The sequence below is a fragment of the Saccharopolyspora ipomoeae genome (genome assembly GCF_029952525.1).
GTDB lineage: Bacteria > Actinomycetota > Actinomycetes > Mycobacteriales > Pseudonocardiaceae > Saccharopolyspora > Saccharopolyspora ipomoeae.
In genome coordinates this window covers 119,449-140,637 of sequence record NZ_JASAOF010000013.1, presented here as the reverse complement: position 1 = coordinate 140,637, position 21,189 = coordinate 119,449, and the positions used below count along the sequence as shown (strand labels likewise).

Genomic DNA, 21,189 nt, shown 5'->3' with positions numbered 1-21,189 from the left:
CGGCTGATTCAGCGCATCACCGGCAGCACCGGGGCGTCGCTGCGCCCGGTCGCGGCGTCGATGAACGCGATCGGGTCGGCGGTTTCGGCGAGCAGGTCGACCGCCACCCGCAGCGCCTCACCGGCCAGCGGGCCGGGGCGGTCGAGATCCAGCGCGGCGGCGATGTCGAGGTAGTGCGCGACGCCCTCCAGCACGAAGATCCGCAGCGCCTCGCGCGCGGGCACCACCGCGAACCCGCCGTAGTGCACCGTGCGCTCCAGGTCGGCCTCGCGGAGCTCCGCGACGGCCTGCGGGGCGATCTCGGCGAACTGCGCGACGAGCTCGCCGGTCGACATCGTCTGCGACCGCGCGGTCGCCGATTCCTTGAGCAGCTCCGCGCTCTGCTCGGCCACCCCGCCCGGTTCCTGCATGAACGCCAGCAGCCCGGCGGCGTCGCCGTGGCTGACCGGGGCGTCGGGTGAGGGGGCTTCGATTCCGGCCTTCGTCGCCGACGGGAACGGGCTGACGTGGGTGTAGACGTCCTTGACGGTCCAGCTCGGCAGCCGCGTCGGCCGCGCCCACTGCTCGTCGTCGAGCTGCGCGCCGAGTCGTGCCCACGCCTGCCAGGTCTGCTCCAGGGCGTCGATGATCATGCGGCTCCTCTCGGTCGGCAGGTTTTCGGCCTGCGGTACCTATTCACTCACGCGTGGTCGGGGTCCGCGGATAATCTCTTCGGGTGGCCCGGTGATCGTCAGCGGAACGGGAGCGTGCGATGAGCGGAGGGATACCGGCGCAGCCGGAACCGCCGAGTGCCGACGAACCGCCCCGGGCGGCACCGGAGACCCGACGCTGGGTGCCGCGCGTCCTCACCCCCGACTCGGTCGAGGTCGTCGACTCCATCGAGCTGGCCGACGAGTTCGCCCGAGCCCGGGGCGAGCAGCACGCCGGCCCCGCCGACCGGCTGGCCGCCGGCGTGATCGTGCTCGGCGAGGGGCTCGCCACCGAGGACTGCGCGCTGCTCGCTGCCTGGCTGCGCAGCGCCCCCGCCGACGTGCGCGGACCGGTCCTGTCGGCGGTGCTGGCCGCCGACCCGCCCCGCGAGGTGCTCGCGGACCTCGCCGCCGAGCACGCCGGTTCGGCCCGGATGGCGCTGCTCCGCCGCGAGATCGCCGGGATCGTCGCCGGCGGGCGGGTCCCGGAGTCGCCGCTGACACCGCACCCGTGGGGCGCCGACGAGGCCGAGGAGGCCCGCTCGCTGCTGTCCGCGGCCGCCGACGAGGTCGCCCCGGACCGCGTCGACCTGCTGTTACGCACCGCCACCCGGTTCGGAGCGGACCTGCCGCCGCACCGGTTCACCGCCGAGCGGTTCGTGAGCTGGTGGGCCTCGCACCCCGAAGCCGCGCTGGACCCGTCGCTGTGGCCCTGCGCCGACGAGCTCGTCGCCCTGCTGCGGGCCACGCTGGTCGCCCGGCTGGAGCACTCCGAGACCGTGCTCGCCGCCGTCACCGAGCACTGGTGGCCGCTGCTGCGGCACATCGCCACCGACCCCTTCGAGCCGCTGGACGCCGCGGTCCTGTCCGCCGCGGTGCGCGCCAAGGGCGACACCCGCCGCGAGACGATCGACCTCTTCGCCGAGCGGATGCGCGACCCCGATCTCCCCGACTCTCCCGAGGCCGTGCTGGCCGCCCTGTTCGGCGCCGCGTCGCCCACCGTCGACGAGCTGCACCGGTTGATCGGGGCGCTGCCGGCCACCGCCGTCACCGAGTCGATCGCGCAGCGCGCCTTCGCGGTCCTCGACAAGGCCAAGGTCACCGGCCGCTACCTCGACCTGCTGCGCGTGCTCGGCCACCACCTCAGCTCCGACCTGCGGGAACTGTGGTCCGAGGACGCCCGGGTGCGGTCCTGGATCGCCGCGTTCGGCCGCGACTCCGAGGTCGGGTCGCTGTCCGGGATCTCCGATCGGGTGCTGCGCGCGCGGTTGCCCGAGGTGGTGACCGCGCTGCTGGCGGCCGATCCCCGCGCCGCCGCGCGCGCGATCGGCAGGGCCGGGCCGAACCTGCAGCAGCTGCTCCTGCGGGAGCTGCCCGCGATCTTCGGCGACGCGCAGGCCGAGGAGTCCCGACGCGACGGCGCCGTGGCGCTGGCGTTCGTGCTGGCCTGGTCCGACGGTGCCACGACCGAGATGCGCACCTCCTACGACCGGGAGCTGGAGCGGTGGGTGCGCAGCGGCAGGCGCGCCGATCACCGCCGGGTCAGCAAGCTGCTGAGGTCGTCGGCCGCCGACCACGCCGCGGCCTGGCACGAGTGGCTGCAGGAGATCGTCCGGACCCCGGCCGAACCGGACCGCGGGACCCGCAAGTGGTGGCGGCGACGCCGCTGAGTGGTCGACGGGCCCCGCGCTCTCACTGGAAGGTGTTGCGGTGCGGCCGAAAGCGTGACACCGCGGATCAATAACGGACATTCGTCGCATCGATAGTGTATGACCGGTCACGGTGCGATAACGATCGATGTCGCGCCGGGCATACTCCTCGTGGGTAGTCGTTGCGCAGGGCCACCGCGATCTCACCGCGGGTTCCTGCGCCCAAGGATCCACGGGAGGTTCGCTCATGGGGGCGGCGCTCAAGGCGCACGCGGCGTGGCTGGTCAACTCGCTGAGCATCGGGAGGAACCCGTTGCGCAGGCCGATCGACCGGCTCGCCGCCGGGCTCACTCTGCTGCTGGTGATGGTCGCGATGATCGCGGTCCCGGTGTCCGGCATGTTCGCCGAGTCGACGCACCGGGACCTGTCCGAGCGGGCCGAGCAGGCCGCGGCGACGAGCCGCTCGGTGAACGCGGTGGTCACCACGGCGCCCTCGCTGAGCATCCCGGTCTCGGAGGTCTACAGCCAGGACGCGGTCAGCTCGACGGCGGTCGTGGAGTGGCGCAACGGCCTGCACGAGCAGCGCTCCCGCGTGCAGGTGCCGTCCTCGGCGAAGGTCGGCGACACCGTTCCGGTGTGGGTCGACCAGCGGGGCGACCGGGTGCCGCCACCACCGGACGCGCAGTCGGTCACGGCCTCGGCGGTGTTCGCCGGGATCCTGCTGCTGGTGGTGCTGGAGATCGGCAGCTTCGCGCTGATCGGCGCGGTGCAGGCCGCCGCGCGCCGGATCGGCATGCGCGCCTGGGGTCGCGAGTGGGACCTGGTGCAGGGCGGCGGGACCTGGTCGCAGCGCTGATGCGCCGCAGCGCCGAGGGAGCAAGCGATCTTCACCCGTAAGGGTTAAATGTTGCCGCCGAACTTGTCTGCGGGGCCCGGCGTTGTGTTTGGGTACCGGCGTGGATCTCCACAGCGGAGCTCCACCTGTGACGGGCCCGTCGGTGCCGAGGCGGGCACGTCATCGCAGGGACGAGGAACCTCGCCCGCTGACGATGATGAGGGGATGCGGCAATGGGGGAGAAGAAGACCGAGACGGCCGACAGCGTGCCGATCTACGAGGAGCTGGCCAACGAGCTGTGCGACCCGGCGGACACCACGTGGCAGTTCTCGCCCGCGCCGTCCTTCGTCTCGGAGCTGACCGAGACCGCGGACGGCGACGAGTCGGCCGCCGTGGCAAGCTGACCCGGGCCTGACTGACGGGGCTTGATCTGACCGGGCTGGGCCGACCTCACGGCTGGGTGCGGTCGGTGTCCGGGGCCGCGATGTCCACGCTCCGCGTCTCGCGGGAGAACGCGAAGGCGACCAGCGAGATCAGCGCGGTCGCGATCATCCACACCGCCACCAGCCGGCCGGAGCCCCCGCCCTGCAGCACCAGCGCGGAGGCCACCAGCGGGGAGAACCCGCCCAGCGCCGCGCCGATCTCGCGGGACGAGGCGAACCCCGTGTAGCGGACCCGGGCCCCGAACAGCTCCGCGTAGAACGCGGGCTGCACCGCGATCATCGGCGCCAGTCCCAGTCCGGCCGCCACCACCAGCGCGAGCCAGATCAGCAGCGGTTGCTCGCTGTCGAGCAGGGCGAAGAACGGGAACGCGAACAAGCCGGTGAAGATCACGCTGAACAGGTTCAGCGGTTTGCGGCCGATGCGGTCCGACAGCGCGCCGTAGACCGGTTGCAGCACGATCACCACGAACGTCGAGGTGATCACGCCGGTCAGCCCGACCCAGCGCGGTAACCCGAGGGTCTCCTGGAGGTAGGCGACGCTGAAGGTCGCGTAGATGTAGACCACGGCGGTGTCGCAGATGTGCGCGCCGACGCCGATCAGGAAGTTGCGCGGGTAGCGGCGCATCGCCTCGAACACCGGCAGCTTGACCGTGCGTCGGCCGGTCGACATCCGCTCGAACACCGGGGATTCCGCCACCCGCAGCCGCACGTACAGCGACACCGCGATCATCGCGAAGCTGAGCAGGAACGGGACCCGCCAGGCCCACGCCTGCACGGCCTCGGTGCCGAGGGATTCCACCAGCAGGAAGGTCACCGTGCCGAGCAGCAGGCCGATCTGCACGCCGGTCTGGGCGTACGAGCTGAGGTAGCCGCGCCGGTGCGGCGGGGCGTGCTCGCACAGCAGGGTCGATGCGCCGCCGAACTCCGCGCCCGCGCCCAGTCCCTGGCAGACCCGCAGCAGCGTGAGCAGCACCGGAGCCCACACGCCGATCGTCTCGTAGGTCGGCAGCAGGCCGATCAGGCCGGTCGAGACGCCCATGATCAGCGTCGTCAGCACCAGCGTGGCGCGGCGTCCGACGCGGTCCCCGAGGTGGCCGAACAGGAAACCGCCCAGCGGCCGGATGGCGAAGCCGACGCCGAAGGTCGCGAAGCCCGCGATGGTGCCGACCGCCGGATCGCTGGTGGGGAAGAACAGCTTGTTGAACACCAGCGTGACGGCGAAGCCGTATATGAAGAAGTCGTACCACTCCAGGGCCGTGCCGACCACCGACGAGGTGACCACGCGGCGGAGTTCTCTGGGATGGGTGGGCGGGATCTGCTCGGAACCGATGGCGGCGCTGCTCATCGTCCCTCCTCGGCGGAGTTGGGCCGCGAAAGACCGTCATGGGAAGCGGTTTTCGCGCTGAGCCCGAATGGCGAGGAATGCCTGAAACCGCCGTTTCCGGGCAATTCGCGGCACATGCTGCCACACCGGATCCGAAGGAGGAATCGTCCGCTTGCGCCGGGCCCGCCTTCGTGACCGGCCTGTTCCCCGCCTTCCCCCGAACAGCCGCCCCCGCTGCCCCGCCTGCGGGTCCGGGGTGGTGGTCCCGTCGGGTGCGTGCGTCACCAGGGGGCAGTTTTAGCCATAACCACCCATGATCAATGTCCGTTTTTGTCTGGGCAATTATGACTAAAACTGTCCCTTGCCGAGGGGCTACCAAGCGGGTGCTTGCTTGGGTAGGCTGCGTGCCGGGTTCGCGACGTCGGTGTCCGACCGGGGAGGGCGAGATGGCTCGTGCGCAGGGCGTGGAGTCGATTCCGGCAGCGGTCCGGGGTGCGGCGGAACGCTTCGGCGAGATCGAAGCGCTGGTGGACGGACCGGTCCGGCTGACCTTCGGTCAGCTCGCCGAGCGGGTCCGGGAGGTGGCGCGGATGTTCGTCGCCGTCGGCGTCCGGCCCGGCGACCGGGTGGCGCTGAACTCCCCGAACACCCACCACTGGGTCCTCGCGGCTCTCGGCGCGTCCTACGCGGGAGCGACGCTGATCCCGGTCAACACCCGCTTCACCGGCGTGGAATCCGCCGAGCTGCTGCACCGCAGCAAGGCTCGCGCGCTGGTCGTCGCCGACGAGTTCCTGGGCGTGGACCGGCTCGCGGGCATCCACGAGGCCGCGGGCGACGGCCCGGGCGAGGTCGTCGCCGGATTGCCCGAGCTGCGCGCGGTCCTGCGCGTCCCCGTCGGCACCGCGACCCCCGCCGGTCCCGGCGTCCACGACTGGGACGAGATCGCCGACCTCGCCGCCAAGGTCCCCGAATCCGAGGTCGAGCGCCGCGCCGACGCCGTCACCGCCGACGACCTCGCCGACGTGCTGTTCACCTCCGGCACCACCGGACGGGCCAAGGGCGTCATGTCCCTGCACCGCCAGTCCCTCGGCGTGGCCGCGGCGTGGGCGGAGTGCGGTGCGGTCCGCAAGGGCGACCGGTACCTGCTGGTCAACCCGTTCTCGCACAGCTTCGGCTACAAGGCCGGGATCCTGGTGTGCCTGCTGACCGGCAGCACCATGCTGCCGCAGGCGGTCTTCGACGCGGCCTCGACGCTCGACGTGATCGACACCGAGCGCATCTCGATCCTGGCCGCCGCCCCCACGATCTTCCAGACCCTGCTGCACGCCCCTGAACGCGGCGGCCGCGAGCTGCCGGGCCTGCGGCTCGCGGTCACCGGCGCGGCCACCGTGCCCGTCGCGCTGGTCGAGCGGATGCGCTCCGACCTGGGTTTCGACACCGTGCTCACCGCTTACGGCCTCACCGAGGCCGTGGTGGCCACCATGTGCCGGCCCGGCGACGACGCCGAGACCGTCGCGCACACCTGCGGCCGGGCCGCCGCCGGTTTCGAGGTCGCCGTGGTCGACGCCGACGGCCGCGACATGCCCCCGGGGCAGGCGGGCGAGGTGGTGCTGCGCGGGCCGAACGTGATGCGCGGCTACCTCGACGACCCGGGCGCCACCGCGCACGCCGTCGACACCGACGGGCGGCTGCACACCGGCGACATCGGCGTCCTCGACGAGCGCGGCTACCTGCGCATCACCGACCGGCTCAAGGACATGTACGTCTGCGGCGGGTTCAACGTCTACCCGGCCGAGGTCGAGCAGGCCCTGGCCTACCTCGACGGCGTGCGGGACGTGGCGGTGATCGGGGTGCCGCACGAGCGGCTCGGCGAGGTCGGCAAGGCCTACGTGGTCGGCGACGCCGCGCTGACCGAGGAAGCCGTGCTGGCCTTCTGCAAGCAGCGGCTGGCCAACTTCAAGCTGCCCCGCTCGGTGGAGTTCGTCGGCGAGCTGCCCCGCAACGCCTCCGGGAAGATCCTCAAGCGGGTTCTCGCGGAGCGGTGAGCCGGTCCAGCAGCGCGGACTTGATCGCCGGGCGCGAGCCGAACAGCAGCAGGAACGTCGCCTCGCGGACCAGCCGCTGCGCGTGGCTCCCCGGCAGCACCGACCGGCTGCCGTGGTGCACAGCGGCTGCCGAGGCCGCGCGCATCGCCAGCTCGGAAGCCCGCGCCCGCACCTCGGAGAGCTCCTCGGCACCGGCCTCGACGAGACTCGCCCGCGCCGCGTCCAGCTCGGCGGGCAGGCCGCCCGCGTCGTCACCGAGCAGCGCGATCGCGCGTCCGGCCACGCCCAGCGCCAGCGCCCCGTTGAACCGCACCGAGCCCGAATCGCCCTGCAGGTAGTCGGCCTGCGGCACCGTCGAGGCGATCCGGTCGCGCGGCACGAAGTACCGGTTGAACCGCAGCGTCACGGTGCCGCTGGCCTGCACGGCCATCAGCTCCAGCGGGTCGGCGTGCAGCACGTCGCTCTCGGCCACGTCGAGCATCGCGAAGACCAGCGTGTCGTCGGAGGTGCGCCCGGCGACCAGCAGCGAGTCGACCATGCCCCAGCCGGTGAACCAGGGCGCCACGCCTTCCAGCAGGTAGCCGCCGACGACCGGCTCCGCGCGCAGCGGGGCCGGACCGGTCCGCAGCGCCGAACCGAGCGCGATCCCTCCCCGGCGCTTGCCGCTGACCAGGTCGGACAGGTAGTTCTCGCGGAGGTTGCGGTTCTTGGTGGTCTCGGCCGCGGCGAGCACGCCGTGGTGCTGGATCCACACGAACGTCGTGGTCAGGCAACCGGAGGCGAGGACCTCGATGAGCCGCAGCACCGAGGAGAAGTCGCCGACGTCGAGCGGGGTCGTCTCCGGCGAGGCCGCGAGACCGTAGAAGCCGCGCTCGGCGAGCAGTTCCAGGTGGCTCTCCGGAACGCGCTCGGCGGCGTCGACCTCCAGCGCGGCGGGGAAGAGCACGTCCTCGGCGATCCGCCGGGCCTCCTGCAACGCGGGCGACTCCTGAGTCATCACCCCAGTTTCCCCCAACCCCCGGAAGCAGCACGACGGGGCATGATCGACGCCCCGTGACCAGCCGTCCGGACGCCGGCGACGTGATGTGACTCGCGTGTTCGTCACGGGGAGCGGGGCGGGTCGTTGGGTTGGCGGTGTCGTGGCGAGCGGTGTCGTGGGAGCGCCCGTGGTGAGCGCTTGCGAGGGAGTGCGTGTCGATGGACGACCTGGCGGGCGGTTCGGGCGGGAAGCGGTCGATGCGGATCCTGCTGATCGGGGGCGCGGTCGTCTACCTCGTCACGATGGGGCTGTTGCAGTACAACTTCTCGCGGATGCACTCCCAGCTCGATTCGGTCACCTCGAATCTGGATCGCACGAACCAGCAGTTGTCCGCGCTCGGCAACCTCGAAATGCTCAGAGCGGAGATGTCCGAACTCGATCGGAACATCGTCGCGATGCGCGACTTGATGGGACCGTTTCCGGACATGGCGCAGAGCGTCGGCGCGCTCAACGGTCAGATCGCGAGTCTCAGCCGGACCATCGTGATGTTGCAGAGCGACACCGCCGGGCTCCCGTCGGTGGCGGCGAGCATCCGGCAGATGAGCGCGGAGCTGCGCAGCATCACCGCGCGCATGGACGAGATGAACCACAACGTGTCCGGGACCAGCGGGAACGTCGCCGACATGGAGGCGCAGGTCGGGGCGATGCAGCGCGCTCTCGGCGAGCTCCAGGCGGATGTGTCCGACATGGACCAGCGCCTCAAGTTCCTCCCGAAGGCGCCCGGCTGATCTCCCTCCACTGTGGAAATGAATTGCGGGCGACAGCGGGCGGAATCATGCCGTTGCGGCATGGTTGCCTCGCGAGTTCGTCGGTTATCTCACACTTCTCGTCCCCCGGGTAAACAACTGATCACGATGGCGGTGAACCGCCCGGCGGCCGAACGCGTGTGGTTAGTGTTGGCCTGTTGGGGGCGTTGATCAGTTTCAATCGGATGGGGGCCGCTTTCCTTGTTGTGCCGGGGGAATCGATGAACAAGCCAGATGACCAGGCATCGTCGTCGCTCGCCGACTCGACGGATTCCGTCGCGGCCATGCGCGATGGCGTCGAGAAGCTGGACCTGAAGTTGGACCCGGACGCCGGTGAGGCGATCCGTTCCGCGCTGGACGAGCGCTTGAACGCGGTCGACGACTGGTTGTCGCGGGCGCGGAACCTCGCCCGGGAGGCCCCGTTCGGGAAGAACCCGGTGGGTACGGCGATGGCGGGGAAGTTCGCGGGACGGGCCGAAGGCGGCGATAACTCGCTGGTCTCGGTGCTCACCCGGTACCGAGAAGTCCTGGTGGACGCGCGGGACGCGATCGAGGACGCGATGCGCACCTATCGCAACACCGACGAGCGCGTAGCCGACTCCTTCCAGAAGCTCATCTGATCCACCTGGGGAGAGACCATGCCTGAGCAATCACCCGACCTCGCGTTGGTGGAAACCCAGAACTGGGCGTCGCGAAGCCACGAAGAGCTCTACGACGCCGTGCACATCGACAACGACCCGGGACGAGCGGGACAGCTCGCCGACGAGTGGACGAAGCTCGGCCGCGAGATGGCCGAGGCCGCCGACCGGATGTCGGAGAAGCTCCGCGCCACCGAATCGGGCTGGCAGGGAGAGGCCGCCGACGCCGCGCGCTCGGCGATCCAGAAGCTGGCCGATTGGAGCCGCGACGCCGGTGAATCGGCCGGTGCGCTGGCCGAGCGCATGTCGGAGCAGGGCCGGATCATGGAGAAGGCCAAGGCCGAGATGCCCGAGCCGGTCAAAACCGACGACAAGAAGCTCGGTCTCACGGTCGCGATGGCGTACGCGGCCGGTGATCTGGAGTCGTTCGTCAAGGCGCAGGACGACATCCGCGTCGCCGAGGAGCGATCCTCCAGCGCCCACGAGCAGGCCGTGCGCGTGATGACGCGGATGGAGTCGTCCTCCCGCGAGATCGACGGCGACACCCCGCGGTTCGAGCGGCCCCCGGACCCGATCGAAGACCTGAAGAAGAAGCCGTCGCCCGGTTCGGGCGACGACGTGTCGGCGAAGAACTCCGAGCAGGGCCCCGCAGGCACCCAGCAGCAGTTCGCCGACGGCGGATCCCAGGCGACCCAGAAGATCAGCAAGTCCTCCCTCCCGCCGTCCGGGCAGCAGGCGCCCCCGCTGTCGTCGCAGACCGGCGGGACGGGGCCCGAGGGCGCTCCGCTTTCGGCGCAGCAAGGTCCGACACCGCCCGGTGCGAACGCGCCGACGAAGAAGATGCAGCTCCCGGGCATCACCAGCCAGAGCTCGGCGGACGCCCCCACGATGAAGGCGAACCCGGTGAACCCCGCGAGCAGCGGGCCGCAGCAGAACCCGCCGCAGCTGGGCGATTACAAGTCGAACCACACCACCCCGCAGGGCTCGGCGTGGCGGGGCGGTGACAGCACGCAGGCCAAGACCCGGAAGATGCGCCCGGTCCAGGGGCCCGGCGACGGGTACCAGGGCCCCGGCGGGCGTCGCCCGAACGGCCGGAACGACCGGGGCGGGAACCGGAACTGGGAGGGGAAGCTCCCCCCGATCCCGGAGACCGGTGGCCCGGGGAGCGAGTTCCCGGGCAACGCGCAGACCAACCTGGCCAGCGGTGGTTCGGCGGGCGGTGGCGGCGGTTCCGTCCCGCAGATGCCGGCCGCCGGTGGTGCGGCCGGGAGCAACCTGACGCCCGGCGGTTCGGTCGGTGTCGGCGGTGGTCAGGGCGCCGACCACGGTGCACCTGCCCAGGGGCCGACCGGTGGGTCCGCCGCCGGTCAGTCCGGCGGCATGACGGGCGGCGGCGCGATGGGTGCCGGTGCGATGGGCGGCGCGATGGGTCGCGGCGGCCAGGGCAACCAGGACGAGGAACGCAAGGTCAAGTACGTCGAGGGCGGCCCGGTCGTCGAAGTCCCGGGCAAGGACCTCCCGCCGCCGGTCATCGGCGAGGGCAAGAAGAAGAAAAAGAGCGAAGAATGACGAATCCGGACTTCGTGCTCTCCACCGCCGAGTTCGACCTGGTCTGGTCCGCTCTCGGCCTCGGCAGGATTCCGCACCCGCTGGAGGTTCCGAGCCTCGGCGCGACGATGGAGGAGCGGGCGGAACTCGCCGACGAGGTGTTCCGCTCGCTGGCCCGGCGCGGACTCGCCACCGGCCGCGAACTCGATCCGCGGCTGGTGGACCTGCTGCGGTTGCTGGTGGAGCACGACACCTCGGTGGACGTGATCGGGCATCGGGACCGGCCGATCCTGGCGCTGGCCGCGGTCGCGCGCCGCAGCGGGGTGCTCGCGGAACTCGACGGGAACGAGCTGCGGCTGACCGAGATCCGCCCCACGTCCCTGGCGATGTCCGCCGTGGGCGTGCTGCCACCGTGCGAGCAGGGGCAGCAGCGGGCGATCTCGATCCCGGCCGATGCGCTGACGAAGGCGCTCGCCGAGGACGCTGACGACCCGTTCGGCGGTGACGTCGACGAGGACGTCGCGCTGGTCAAGGCCGGGCTGTCGCCCCAGGACGCGGCGACCGTGCTCGAACTCGCCAACAACCGGCGGGCAGGCGGGCAGTTCGGTGTTTCACGCGGAACACGCCGTGCCACAACCCTCGTGACCTGGTTCGACACCCACCAGGGCCGCTACCTGATGGTCAAGCAGGGGGAGTGGCTCAGCATCGCCCCGGCCGACAACCAGCGCATCGAGCACCGCCTCGCCGACGTCGTGTCCGCGGTGGCCTGAGGAATCCGAGGAGGAAGCCATGACGTCGTTCAAGGTCCAGGCCGAGGACCTGACCGCGCACGCCAGCCACCTGGAAGCGCTGACCGACCGGGTGGACACCGCGCTCTCGGCGGCCGAGACCGTGAGCATGTCCGATGAGGCCTACGGGCTGCTGTGCTCGTTCTTGCCTTCCATCGTCAACCCGATGGAAGAGGAAGGGATCAACGCGCTGAAGGCGGCGAAGGAGGGCATCACCGTCACGGCCGACAACGTGCGCTCCAGCGCCAAGGACTACCAGGAGACCGACGACGCCAACTCCGACGAGCTGAAGAAGTTCGACGAGGCCGTCAAGGTGAAGCAGTCGGCCGTGGCGCTGCGCGGAGTCCCGGCCGTCGACAGCGGCGGCGGTTCGCCGCAGCAGCTGGGGACACCGGTGGCGGAGCCGATGCAGCAGGGGACCGCGATGCGGGAGCCGCAGCAGCTGGGGACATCGGTGATGGAGCCGCAGCAGGAGGCGGTGCGGGCGGCGGAGCGCGGGACGCCGTTGGCGGAGCCGATGCAGCAGGGCGTCTCCCCGCAGCAGCAGGCCGTCTCGCCGGTGATGCGGGGAGAGCCGCGGGAGGAGCCCCTCCGGCCGACCGAGCCCGGCACACCGGCCTGACCGGTCGCGGCTGGTCGGACTCGGGATCGGTTCACGCCGAACACCAAGGACTTTGAGATTTCGACGGAGGTTGTGCGATGACGGGCCAGAGCTCGGGAGGATTCGCTGTCGCCGGGGCCGACCCCGACGAGGCGGAGCGCCGAATCCAGCAGTGGGCGCAGGGTTTTGCGGAGAAGGCGCAGCGCTACCAGGAAGTGCAGGCGCAGACCGAGCAGCTGAGGCTGTCGGCCACGAGCTCTGACGGGCGCATCAAGGTGACGGTGCGCGCCGACGGCAGCGTCACGAACCTGGAACTCACCGACAAGGTTCGCTCGATGGCGCCGAACGAGCTCGCCGCGCAGATCCTGTCGACGATGCACCGCGCCCAGGCCGACATCGCCGGCAAGGTCGGCGAGACGATGCAGGCGACCCTCGGCGACGAGGACCAGCAGACCCGCTCGATGATGCTGGACAACCTGCGCGAGCGGTTCCCGGAGCAGCCGGAGGACGAGGTCGAGGAGGAGACCTCCTCGAAGTGGGACGGCCCAGCCGAGGAGGACGAGACTTCGACTCCGCCCGCCGCGCCGCCGGCTCCCGCGCCGCCTCCGGCGCAGCCGAAGAAGCCGCGTTTCGAGGACGAGGACGACGACGAGTTCGGTCCCGACTTCGATCCGCTGCGCGACTGATCCGCTCCTTCATCTGATCTCTGCTGGTTTGTTCTGGGGGTTTACATGGCGAATCCGTTGGTGGCCGAGCGCGAGGACTCGACGAAGTCCTACAGCGGTATCCAGATCGCGGAGTCCGTCGCCGACACGCAGAAGGCGATCGAATCCGGCGACTGGGCCTCGGGCGTCATGGGCGTGGTCGGAACAGGGCTGGACGCGCTGGGCATGGCGATGGACCCGTTCGGCGCCATCTTCTCCGCCGGTGTCGGCTGGTTGATCGAGCACGTCGGCCCGGTGTCGGACGCGTTGGATTCGCTGACCGGCGACCCCGACGAGATCAAGGCGCACTCGGAGACGTGGAAGAACGTCGCGAACGAACTGGGAATGGTCGCCGAGGAGATGACCGACCTCGTCAAGAAGGACACCGCTGGGTGGACGGGCGAGGCCGGGGACGCGTACCGGAAGCGCAGCGACGACACCAAGGCGCTGATCGACGCGGCGAAGAAGGCCGCCGAGGGCGCTGCCGACGGCATCGGCACGGCCGGCGAGGTCGTGGGCATGGTGCGGTCGCTGGTGCGCGACATCATCGCCGAGCTCGTCGGCCACCTGATCAGCTGGGCGTTGCAGGTCGTCTGCACGCTGGGCATCGCGATGGCCTGGGTGGTCCCGCAGGTCGTCGCGGAGGTCGCCAAGGTCGCGGCCAGGATCGCCGACATCACCACCAAGCTCATCAAGGCCATGAAGGCGCTGACCCCGCTGTTGAAGAAGCTCGGCGATGGCTTCGGCGACGCAGGCAAGCAGCTGAACAAGATCAAGAAGGACGGCAGCGCGAACGACGGCCCGGCCTCCACGAAGTCCGCGAGCGCGGACAACAAGCCCGAGGGCGGCGGTTCGCCGCCGAGCAACACCCACTCCCAGTCGGCCGACCGGTCGCTCGACACCAACGGATCCGGCTCTGGCGCTGGAGGCAATTCGAGGTCGATCGATTCGCCTGCTTCGACGACACCTTCCAACGCGCGAAACGAGAGGTCGAACCCGCGCTCGTTGGACAGGGCGAACACCTGCGGGGACCCGATCGACGTCTCCACCGGGCAGATGGTGATGGCTGAAACCGACGCTCGGTTCGAAGCCGCACTGCCGCTGGAGATCTCTCGCACGCACTTCTCCGGTTACAGGCTCGGGAGTTGGTTCGGACGCGAATGGGTGTCCACACTGGATGAGCGACTGGAAGTCGATGGTTCTGGAGTCAGCTACGTGTCTGCCGACGGCACGCTCCAGCACTTTCCACACCCCGTTGCCGGGGGTTGGGTCCACAGCGAGGATGGTCCAAGTCGTTCGCTCGGGAGAGCGGACGACGGTGGCTACTTGCTCGAAGACGCCCAGCGATCCTGCGTCCTCTACTTCGCGCCGGGTACCGGAGTTCGCCCGCTGGCGGCGATTTTCGACCACAACGGCAACCGCATCGAGTTCAGCCGCGACGACTCCGGTGTGCCGACGGAGATCCGGCACACCGGTGGCCACCTCGTCCGCGTGGAGTCGTCCGACCACCGGATCACGGCGTTGCGTTCGGTGGGAGCAGACGGATCCGAAGTCGAACTGATGCGTTACGGCTACACCGACGGGCGTCTCACACAGGTGATCAACGCCTCCGGTCAGCCGATGCGGTTCGAGTACGACGCCGATGGGCGCATCGTGAGCTGGACCGACCGCAACGGTGAGTGGTACCGGTACACCTACGATGCGACCGGGCGCTGCGTGCGCACCGAAGGGTCCGGCGGGTTCCTCAGCGGAACGATGGAATACGACACCGCAACTCGGATCACTTACCACACGAATTCCCTCGGTCACCGAACCGCGTTCCACATGAACGAGGCCGGTCAGGTCGTCAGGGAAGTGGACCCGCTGGGCAACGTCACCGAGTCGGAATGGGACGTCCACGACCGGTTGCTGCGCCGGACCGATCAAATTGGGCGGACGGTGCGGTACGACTACGACAGCGCTGGCAACGTCACCGCCATCACCCGGCCTGACGGCAGCACGCTGCGCCGCGAGTACAACGCGCTCGGTCTGCCGACCGTTCTCCGAGAAGCCGATGGAGCCGTCACCCGCCGCGAGTACGACGAACGGGGCAACCTGGTCAAGGAGGTCGACGCCGCAGGGGCAGCCACGATGTTCGCCTACGACGAGCGCGGCAACCTGGTCTCGATAACCGACGCGCATGGTGGCATCACTCGGGTCGAGAACGGGATCGACGGTTTGGTCGCGAGCGTCACCGACGCCATGGGTGCGGTCACCCGGTACGAGCGTGATCAGTTCGGCCGGATAGTCGCGATCGTCGACCCCGCTGGTGCGGTTCAGCGCCTGGGCTACACGGTGTCCGGTCGAGTCGCGTGGAGCCAGGACCCGGACGGCAACGTCCAGCGGTGGGCCTTCGATGGTGAGGGGAACGAACGCGCGCATTCCGACCAGCAAGCGACGGTTCACAGGGAATACACGCACTTCGACCTGATCAAGGCGGAGATCAGGCCGGACGGGACGAGGCTGGAGTTCACCTACGACACGGAGATGCGCCTGGTCGGTGTCACGAACGAACAGGGGCTGGTCTGGCGCTACGACTACGACTCCGCCGGGAATCTCGTCAGGGAAACAGATTTCAACGGCGCGACGGTCTCGTACCGCTACGACGCGGCGGGCCAGCTCGTCGAGAGGGTCAACGCCATGGGGGAGACGACCGAGTTCGGCCACGACCCGCTGGGCAACGTTGTGCAGCGCCGCTGTGGTACCGCGATGACGAGCTTCACCTTCAACGCGAGCGGATTGCTGCTGGAGGCGGTGAACGAGGACAGCCGCCTCACCTACACCTATGACGACCTCGGACGGGTCACCAGCGAGAGCGTCAACGGCCGCGTGGTTCGCAGCTCCTATGACGCGCTGGGCCGCCGGGTTCGTCGAAGCACGCCCTCGGGCGTGGAGAGCGTGTGGGAGTACGACGCGAACGGGCAACCGGCAGGTTTGCGCGTCGCCGGGCGAACGTTGGCCTTCGAGTACGACAAGCTGGGGCGGGAGATCGGTCGCCGACTGGGATCGGGAGCGATCATCAACCAGGAGTGGACTGCGTCCGGTCTCCTCCGATCTCAGGCGGTGACGAACGCCTCCGGCCAGCGCAGCCAGCAACGGTCTTTCCGCTACCGGGCAGATGGCCGGCTCATCGAGGTCGACGACATGGTCGCCGGTTCGCGCCGGTTCGCTCTTGATGGAAGGGGCCGGGTGACGGGCGTGCACGCGGCAGGATGGGCGGAGCGGTACGCGTACGATCCCGCGGGCAATATCAGCAGCGCCGCGTGGCCAACGGCTACCGACCAGGACGCGCTCGGGGAGCGCGCCTACACCGGCACGCTGATCCGCAGCGCGGGTGCTATTCGATACGAGCACGACGCCCAGGGGCGCATGGTCGTGCGCCAGCGGAAACGACTGACGCAGGGCGTCGAGACGTGGCGCTACTCCTGGGATGCTGATGACCGACTCGTCGCAGTCGGAATGCCCGATGGGACGCAGTGGCGGTACCGCTACGACGCACTCGGGCGACGGATCTCCAAGGAACACCTCGCCCCGCTTGGAAACGTCATGGCGCGGACGGACTTCACCTGGGATGGTGACGTCCTCGTCGAGCAGGCTCAATTCGATACCCGCGGAACCCGCGTCACCGTCTGGGATTACGAGCCCGGCAGTTACCGGCCGCTGATTCAGAGCGAACGGATTTCGCAGGCATCCCGGGAGTGGGTTGATGGGCAGTTCTACGCGATCGTGACCGATCTCGTCGGCGCCCCCGCCGAACTGGTCGACGATGACGGGGCGATCGCATGGTTCAGCCGCGCCAGTCTGTGGGGACGCGCTGACGACGATGCTCGCAACTCGGTGGGCATGCCGTTGCGGTTTCCCGGTCAGTACTTCGATGCAGAGACCGGGCTCCACTACAACTTCTTCCGCTATTACGACCCCGTGATCGGGCGTTTCGCAAGTCCCGATCCGATCGGGCTTTCCGGTGGGTTCAACCACCACGCCTACGTCTCCAATCCGACCACCTTGCTCGACCCGCTCGGCCTGGCCCCGACGAAGTGCACGGAGGAGCAGAAGCGGAAGACGCAGGGCGATCATGCCAGGGCGCGCAACGCGATTCCGGAGATCGCCGAGCGTTTCAAGGAGAAGCACAAGAAAACGGATATCCACATTTTCAAGGGCGAGAGGACCACCGATGGGAGAACGCCGACCGGTCTGCACGCCTATTCACCACAACAGCGGTTGAACGGCCGTCCAGGGCTTCCTCAGGAAGTTCATCCGCAGGGGAACGTGGTCGGACGAGAGACCAAGGTGCACGAACTAGGGCCCTACAGGCGTGACGGGGTTCCGAACCAGAAGGACCAGAGCACCATGTTCCCGAAGAACTGGTCCCAAGACGACGTCCGTGCGTATGTCGCGGTATCGGAGTTCAGAAGCGACTACCAGGACCTTCTGACGAAGCACGGGACGGGACCGGAGGCGGTCAAGAGTGCGATCTCCCACGGGATGGACGTCGACTTGGTGAGGGACGGCATCACCGTTTACCCGACTAGGTAGAGCCGGCCTCGGTGATCGGTCGCCGGCTGCTGTGGCCTCTACCGGAGGCCACACGTCCCCACTTCCCCGTGCGCACCTCCTCGTCGGAGGACTGAACGGGCAGCGCGCTTCTCGGCGGCAGACCCGGCGCAGCCCGAATCCCTCAGACCTCGGCGGCGAGTTTCACGCCGAGGCCGAGCAGCACCGTTGCCGTGATGCGGTCCATCCAGCGGCGGACCCGGGCCTTCTGCAGGAAGGCCCGGGCTCGTCCGGCCATCCAGACCAGGCTCGGCAGCCAGAGCAGGCCGACGGTGAGGTGGATGGCCACCAGCAGGGCTCCCCAGGCCGAGGCCGTCGGGCCGGTGGGGAGGAACTGGGGCAGCAGGCTCATGTAGAAGACGCCGACCTTGGGGTTGAGCAGGTTGGTCATCAGGCCCGCGCGGAAGGCGGAACGCCCGGCCGGGATCTGGACGTCTTCCGGCTCCGCTTTCCTGTTGCGGGGCAACGTCTTCCACAGCGCTGACGTGCCGAGCCAGATCAGGTAGGCGGCGCCGAGGACGCGGACGACGTTGTAGGCGATCTCCGAGGCCGTGAGCAGCGCCGTCAGGCCGACGATGCTCGCCGTACCCCAGATCAGGCAGCCCGTCGTGATCCCGAGGACCGCGGTGAACCCCGCGCGACGGCCTCCGAGCAGCGCGTGGCGCAGGGCGAGCATCGTGTCCAGGCCGGGCGTGAGCACGGCCAGCACCGCCACGACGGTGAACCCCCACAGCGCTGCGCTGGTCATGACCCCTCCTGAGCCGGCTCCGAACGCGGACGGCTCATTGCAACACGGCGGCGCGGCCGGTTCACCGCGCAGTGCTACACAACGCTTCGCCAGGGTCGGCCAGAGGGGTGCGCCCGCCGACCGGTGCCGGGCCGCGATCGACGGCGAGTTATGCGCTGGCGGCCTCGTCGGTGGTGCAGCAGGGTGCAGCGCACTCCTCGGTCGTCGAGGCGCCGAAGGTCTGGGAGTCGGCCTTGACGACGTAGACCTCCCAGGGTTCCCGGCCCGGGCCGCGGACCCAGACCTTGTCCTGGCGGGCGTAGCAGCAGGTGGTGTCCTCCTCGACTTCGGTGAACAACCCGAGTGCCTTGAGCCGGTCGGTGGCGTCGCTGACCTGCTCGGTGTCGTCGACCTCCACGCCCAGGTGGTCGATGGCGGTGTCCTGCCCGGATTCGCCTTCGACGAGCACGAGCTTGAGCGGCGGTTCGGCGATGGCGAAGTTGGCGTAGCCGGACCGGAGCTTGGCGGGTTCGGTGCCGAAGAGCTTCGAGTAGAACGCGATCGAGCCGTCCAGGTCGCCCACGCGCAGAGCCAGTTGCATGCGAGACATCTCAACCCCTTACTTCGATTTCCATCGAAACAGATGAACACCCGGAGCTTGCGCCCTGGATTCGACGGCTGTCAAGATAGAAAAATGTCGAAACAAGGGTCGCCGGTGGGTGACGAGGCGCTGTGCTGCTCGCCGGTGATGCGGGAACCGCTCGATGCTGAGCAGGCGGCAACGCTCGCGCGGGTTTTCAAGGCGATCGGTGAGCCGGTGCGGTTGCGGCTGCTGTCCCTGATCGCCTCGCACGCCGGTGGCGAGGCCTGCGTGTGCGACCTGACCGGGGCGTTCGAGCTGTCCGGGCCGACGATCTCGCACCACCTCAAGGTGCTGCGCGAGGCCGGGGTGATCGAGGGTGAGCGGCGCGGGACCTGGATCTACTACCGCGTCCGGCCGGACACGATGCGCCTGCTGTCCGACTCGCTGGCACCCGCTCAGGACGTGGCGGTGTCGGCATGACGCAGCTCCAGGACAACGCCGTCGTGGCGAAACTGTCCGCCTTGGACCGGTTGTTGCCGGTGTGGATCGGAGCCGCGATGCTCGTCGGGCTCCTGGCCGGCCGGTGGATCCCCGGGCTGGGCTCCGCGTTGGACGCCGTGCAAGTCGACGGCGTCTCGCTGCCCATCGCGCTGGGCCTGCTGGTGATGATGTACCCGGTGCTGGCCAAGGTCCGCTACGACCGGCTCGACACCGTCACCGGCGACAAGCGCCTGATGGTCTCCTCGATCGCGCTCAACTGGGTGCTCGGCCCGGCGCTGATGTTCGCGCTGGCCTGGGTGTTCCTGCCCGATCTGCCGGAGTACCGGACCGGGCTGATCATCGTCGGCCTGGCGCGCTGCATCGCGATGGTCATCATCTGGAACGACCTGGCCTGCGGGGACCGCGAGGCCGCCGCCGTGCTGGTCGCGCTCAACTCGGTGTTCCAGGTCGTCGCCTTCGCGGGACTCGGCTGGTTCTACCTCTCCGCGCTGCCCGGCTGGCTCGGCCTGCCGGTCGCCGGGCTGGAGGTCTCGGCCTGGGAGATCGCCAAGAACGTGCTGATCTTCCTCGGCATCCCGCTGCTGGCCGGATACCTCACCCGCTGGTTCGGCGAGCGAGCGAAGGGCCGCGAGTGGTACGAGTCGCGGTTCCTGCCCAAGATCGGCCCGGTCGCGCTCTACGGGCTGCTGTTCACCATCGTGATCCTCTTCGCGCTGCAGGGGGAGGCGATCACGTCCAGCCCGCTGGACGTCGCGCGCATCGCGCTGCCGCTGCTGGTCTACTTCGCGGTGATGTGGGCGGGATCGTTCGCGCTGGGCAAGGCCATCGGCCTGAACTACGAGCGCTCCGCGACGTTGTCGTTCACCGCTGCGGGCAACAACTTCGAGCTGGCCATCGCCGTCGCGATCGCGACCTTCGGCGTCACCAGCGGCCAGGCCCTGGCCGGTGTCGTGGGGCCGCTGATCGAGGTCCCGGTGCTGGTCGCGCTCGTCTACGTCTCACTCGCCACCCGGCGCTGGTTCAGCAGCACCACGCCATCGGAAGCCCACCACGTCCGAGCCGACGCCTGATCACCACGACATCGCTGAGAGTCGAGGAGCCATCGTGCCCACCACCCCCGAGGTCCTGTTCGTCTGCGTGCACAACGCCGGCCGATCCCAGATGGCCGCCGCCCTGCTGCACCACCGCGCGCAGGGCGCGGTCGCCGTCCGCTCCGCTGGTTCCGCACCAGCCGACACGATCAACCCCGCCGTGGTCGAAGTCATGAACGAACTCGACCTGGACCTGTCGCGGGAAGTCCCGAAGAAGCTCACCACCGACGCCGTCGAAGCCGCCGACGTGGTCATCACCATGGGCTGCGGCGACGCCTGCCCCGTCTTCCCCGGCAAGCGCTACCTCGACTGGGAACTCACCGACCCCGCGGGACGAGGCGTCGACGCCGTCCGCGAGATCCGCGACGACATCGACCGACGAGTCCAAGAACTCCTCGCCGAACTCGTCCCCAGCGCCTGACCCCGAACAGATCCAGAACGAGCGGGTGCGGGGTGAAGCGGGGGTTGATCTCGTACCAGATCAACCCCCCACTTGCGTTACCAGGGGGTTCGGCGCCCCCAGCAGGACTCGAACCTGCGACCTAAGGATTAGAAGTCCTTTGCTCTATCCGGCTGAGCTATGGGGGCCGTTCGGTGGGCGGTATGCCCGACGTTGTGCAGCAAGGAGGGTAGCGGTCGGCCGCA

The 21,189-nt window shown here is 69.5% G+C and carries 19 protein-coding genes and 1 tRNA gene; 14 read left to right on the top strand and 6 right to left on the bottom strand.

The window, feature by feature from the left end; genetic code table 11:
- Positions 1–8: 8 nt before the first annotated feature.
- On the bottom strand, positions 9–632 hold the full coding sequence (locus QFW96_RS19825; protein WP_281457185.1) for a maleylpyruvate isomerase N-terminal domain-containing protein: 624 nt from the start codon (positions 630–632) through the stop codon (positions 9–11).
- A 119-nt stretch (positions 633–751) separates the two neighbouring features.
- Here QFW96_RS19825 and QFW96_RS19820 point away from each other — a divergent pair, with 119 nt between their 5' ends.
- The 3 genes from QFW96_RS19820 (at position 752) to QFW96_RS19810 (ending at position 3,577) form a co-directional block, all read left to right on the top strand.
- Positions 752–2,359, top strand: a complete 1,608-nt coding sequence (locus tag QFW96_RS19820) for a GTPase-associated protein 1-related protein (protein WP_281457184.1) — start codon at positions 752–754, stop codon at positions 2,357–2,359.
- A 226-nt stretch (positions 2,360–2,585) separates the two neighbouring features.
- Positions 2,586–3,194 carry an Rv1733c family protein gene (locus QFW96_RS19815; RefSeq protein ID WP_281457183.1) on the top strand — a complete coding sequence of 203 codons (609 nt, stop codon included), beginning with the start codon at positions 2,586–2,588 and terminating at the stop codon, positions 3,192–3,194.
- 212 nt (positions 3,195–3,406) lie between these two features.
- On the top strand, positions 3,407–3,577 hold the full coding sequence (locus QFW96_RS19810) for a hypothetical protein (protein WP_281457182.1): 171 nt from the start codon (positions 3,407–3,409) through the stop codon (positions 3,575–3,577).
- Between the two features lie 46 nt (positions 3,578–3,623).
- On the opposite strand, the gene QFW96_RS19805 is transcribed toward QFW96_RS19810, so the two are convergent.
- The gene (locus tag QFW96_RS19805) at positions 3,624–4,961 is read right to left on the bottom strand and encodes an MFS transporter (protein ID WP_281457181.1); all 1,338 of its coding nucleotides are present in this window, start codon (positions 4,959–4,961) and stop codon (positions 3,624–3,626) included.
- A 425-nt stretch (positions 4,962–5,386) separates the two neighbouring features.
- Between QFW96_RS19805 and QFW96_RS19800 the strand changes: the two genes are divergently transcribed.
- A complete protein-coding gene (locus QFW96_RS19800) occupies positions 5,387–6,985 on the top strand; it encodes a FadD3 family acyl-CoA ligase (protein ID WP_281457180.1) in 1,599 nt (532 codons plus the stop codon).
- Here the strand turns inward: QFW96_RS19800 and QFW96_RS19795 are convergent.
- Positions 6,960–7,982 carry an acyl-CoA dehydrogenase family protein gene (locus QFW96_RS19795; protein ID WP_281457179.1) on the bottom strand — a complete coding sequence of 341 codons (1,023 nt, stop codon included), beginning with the start codon at positions 7,980–7,982 and terminating at the stop codon, positions 6,960–6,962. The two genes, QFW96_RS19800 and QFW96_RS19795, sit on opposite strands and share 26 nt — an antisense overlap.
- A gap of 200 nt (positions 7,983–8,182) precedes the next feature.
- Here QFW96_RS19795 and QFW96_RS19790 point away from each other — a divergent pair, with 200 nt between their 5' ends.
- The 7 genes from QFW96_RS19790 to QFW96_RS19760 all read left to right on the top strand — a co-directional run bounded on the left by QFW96_RS19790 (position 8,183) and on the right by QFW96_RS19760 (position 17,624).
- Positions 8,183–8,752, top strand: a complete 570-nt coding sequence (locus tag QFW96_RS19790; RefSeq protein ID WP_281457178.1) for a hypothetical protein — start codon at positions 8,183–8,185, stop codon at positions 8,750–8,752.
- Positions 8,753–8,991: 239 nt separating this feature from the next.
- Positions 8,992–9,390 (top strand): hypothetical protein, encoded by a 399-nt coding sequence (locus QFW96_RS19785; protein WP_281457177.1) that lies wholly within the window; start codon positions 8,992–8,994, stop codon positions 9,388–9,390.
- 18 nt (positions 9,391–9,408) lie between these two features.
- Positions 9,409–10,977, top strand: coding sequence for a WXG100 family type VII secretion target (locus QFW96_RS19780; protein ID WP_281457176.1), 1,569 nt, complete (start codon positions 9,409–9,411; stop codon positions 10,975–10,977).
- Complete coding sequence (locus QFW96_RS19775; RefSeq protein WP_281457175.1) at positions 10,974–11,726, top strand: ESX secretion-associated protein EspG; 753 nt, start codon at positions 10,974–10,976, stop codon at positions 11,724–11,726. Before QFW96_RS19780 ends, QFW96_RS19775 begins: the two co-directional genes overlap by 4 nt.
- 19 nt (positions 11,727–11,745) lie before the next feature.
- Positions 11,746–12,366: a type VII secretion target gene (locus QFW96_RS19770; RefSeq protein WP_281457174.1), complete on the top strand. Its 621-nt coding sequence runs from the start codon at positions 11,746–11,748 to the stop codon at positions 12,364–12,366.
- A 77-nt stretch (positions 12,367–12,443) separates the two neighbouring features.
- Positions 12,444–13,031, top strand: coding sequence for a YbaB/EbfC family nucleoid-associated protein (locus QFW96_RS19765; protein WP_281457173.1), 588 nt, complete (start codon positions 12,444–12,446; stop codon positions 13,029–13,031).
- Positions 13,032–13,076: 45 nt separating this feature from the next.
- Entirely contained in the window at positions 13,077–17,624 is a 4,548-nt protein-coding gene (locus QFW96_RS19760) for an RHS repeat-associated core domain-containing protein (protein WP_281457172.1), read from the top strand.
- A 142-nt stretch (positions 17,625–17,766) separates the two neighbouring features.
- Here QFW96_RS19760 and QFW96_RS19755 read toward each other — a convergent pair whose 3' ends face one another.
- Positions 17,767–18,390, bottom strand: coding sequence for a LysE family translocator (locus QFW96_RS19755; protein ID WP_281457171.1), 624 nt, complete (start codon positions 18,388–18,390; stop codon positions 17,767–17,769).
- A gap of 148 nt (positions 18,391–18,538) precedes the next feature.
- The gene (locus QFW96_RS19750; RefSeq protein ID WP_281457170.1) at positions 18,539–18,979 is read right to left on the bottom strand and encodes an ArsI/CadI family heavy metal resistance metalloenzyme; all 441 of its coding nucleotides are present in this window, start codon (positions 18,977–18,979) and stop codon (positions 18,539–18,541) included.
- Between the two features lie 84 nt (positions 18,980–19,063).
- Between QFW96_RS19750 and QFW96_RS19745 the strand changes: the two genes are divergently transcribed.
- Genes QFW96_RS19745 through QFW96_RS19735 form a run of 3 tightly spaced genes read left to right on the top strand, consistent with a single transcriptional unit; the run spans position 19,064 to position 20,965 of the window.
- Positions 19,064–19,432, top strand: coding sequence for an ArsR/SmtB family transcription factor (locus tag QFW96_RS19745; protein ID WP_281457169.1), 369 nt, complete (start codon positions 19,064–19,066; stop codon positions 19,430–19,432).
- Complete coding sequence (gene arsB, locus QFW96_RS19740; protein WP_281457168.1) at positions 19,429–20,523, top strand: ACR3 family arsenite efflux transporter; 1,095 nt, start codon at positions 19,429–19,431, stop codon at positions 20,521–20,523. The genes QFW96_RS19745 and arsB overlap by 4 nt, the downstream gene beginning before the upstream one ends.
- Before the next feature lie 34 nt (positions 20,524–20,557).
- The gene (locus QFW96_RS19735) at positions 20,558–20,965 is read left to right on the top strand and encodes an arsenate reductase ArsC (RefSeq protein WP_281457167.1); all 408 of its coding nucleotides are present in this window, start codon (positions 20,558–20,560) and stop codon (positions 20,963–20,965) included.
- Between the two features lie 93 nt (positions 20,966–21,058).
- Here QFW96_RS19735 and QFW96_RS19730 read toward each other — a convergent pair.
- Positions 21,059–21,132, bottom strand: a tRNA-Arg gene (locus QFW96_RS19730).
- Positions 21,133–21,189: the final 57 nt, after the last annotated feature.

Excerpts from the sequence above, each read along its gene's own strand:
- QFW96_RS19750 (WP_281457170.1), bottom strand. The coding sequence starts at position 18,979 with ATGTCTCGCATGCAACTGGCTCTGCGCGTGGGCGACCTGGACGGCTCG.
- QFW96_RS19810 (WP_281457182.1), top strand. The coding sequence starts at position 3,407 with ATGGGGGAGAAGAAGACCGAGACGGCCGACAGCGTGCCGATCTACGAG.
- QFW96_RS19765 (WP_281457173.1), top strand. The coding sequence starts at position 12,444 with ATGACGGGCCAGAGCTCGGGAGGATTCGCTGTCGCCGGGGCCGACCCC.
- QFW96_RS19770 (WP_281457174.1), top strand. The coding sequence starts at position 11,746 with ATGACGTCGTTCAAGGTCCAGGCCGAGGACCTGACCGCGCACGCCAGC.
- QFW96_RS19820 (WP_281457184.1), top strand. The coding sequence starts at position 752 with ATGAGCGGAGGGATACCGGCGCAGCCGGAACCGCCGAGTGCCGACGAA.
- QFW96_RS19755 (WP_281457171.1), bottom strand. The coding sequence starts at position 18,390 with ATGACCAGCGCAGCGCTGTGGGGGTTCACCGTCGTGGCGGTGCTGGCC.
- QFW96_RS19785 (WP_281457177.1), top strand. The coding sequence starts at position 8,992 with ATGAACAAGCCAGATGACCAGGCATCGTCGTCGCTCGCCGACTCGACG.
- QFW96_RS19795 (WP_281457179.1), bottom strand. The coding sequence starts at position 7,982 with ATGACTCAGGAGTCGCCCGCGTTGCAGGAGGCCCGGCGGATCGCCGAG.
- QFW96_RS19760 (WP_281457172.1), top strand. The coding sequence starts at position 13,077 with ATGGCGAATCCGTTGGTGGCCGAGCGCGAGGACTCGACGAAGTCCTAC.
- QFW96_RS19790 (WP_281457178.1), top strand. The coding sequence starts at position 8,183 with ATGGACGACCTGGCGGGCGGTTCGGGCGGGAAGCGGTCGATGCGGATC.
- QFW96_RS19775 (WP_281457175.1), top strand. The coding sequence starts at position 10,974 with ATGACGAATCCGGACTTCGTGCTCTCCACCGCCGAGTTCGACCTGGTC.
- arsB (WP_281457168.1), top strand. The coding sequence starts at position 19,429 with ATGACGCAGCTCCAGGACAACGCCGTCGTGGCGAAACTGTCCGCCTTG.
- QFW96_RS19815 (WP_281457183.1), top strand. The coding sequence starts at position 2,586 with ATGGGGGCGGCGCTCAAGGCGCACGCGGCGTGGCTGGTCAACTCGCTG.
- QFW96_RS19805 (WP_281457181.1), bottom strand. The coding sequence starts at position 4,961 with ATGAGCAGCGCCGCCATCGGTTCCGAGCAGATCCCGCCCACCCATCCC.
- QFW96_RS19825 (WP_281457185.1), bottom strand. The coding sequence starts at position 632 with ATGATCATCGACGCCCTGGAGCAGACCTGGCAGGCGTGGGCACGACTC.
- QFW96_RS19780 (WP_281457176.1), top strand. The coding sequence starts at position 9,409 with ATGCCTGAGCAATCACCCGACCTCGCGTTGGTGGAAACCCAGAACTGG.
- QFW96_RS19800 (WP_281457180.1), top strand. The coding sequence starts at position 5,387 with ATGGCTCGTGCGCAGGGCGTGGAGTCGATTCCGGCAGCGGTCCGGGGT.
- QFW96_RS19745 (WP_281457169.1), top strand. The coding sequence starts at position 19,064 with ATGTCGAAACAAGGGTCGCCGGTGGGTGACGAGGCGCTGTGCTGCTCG.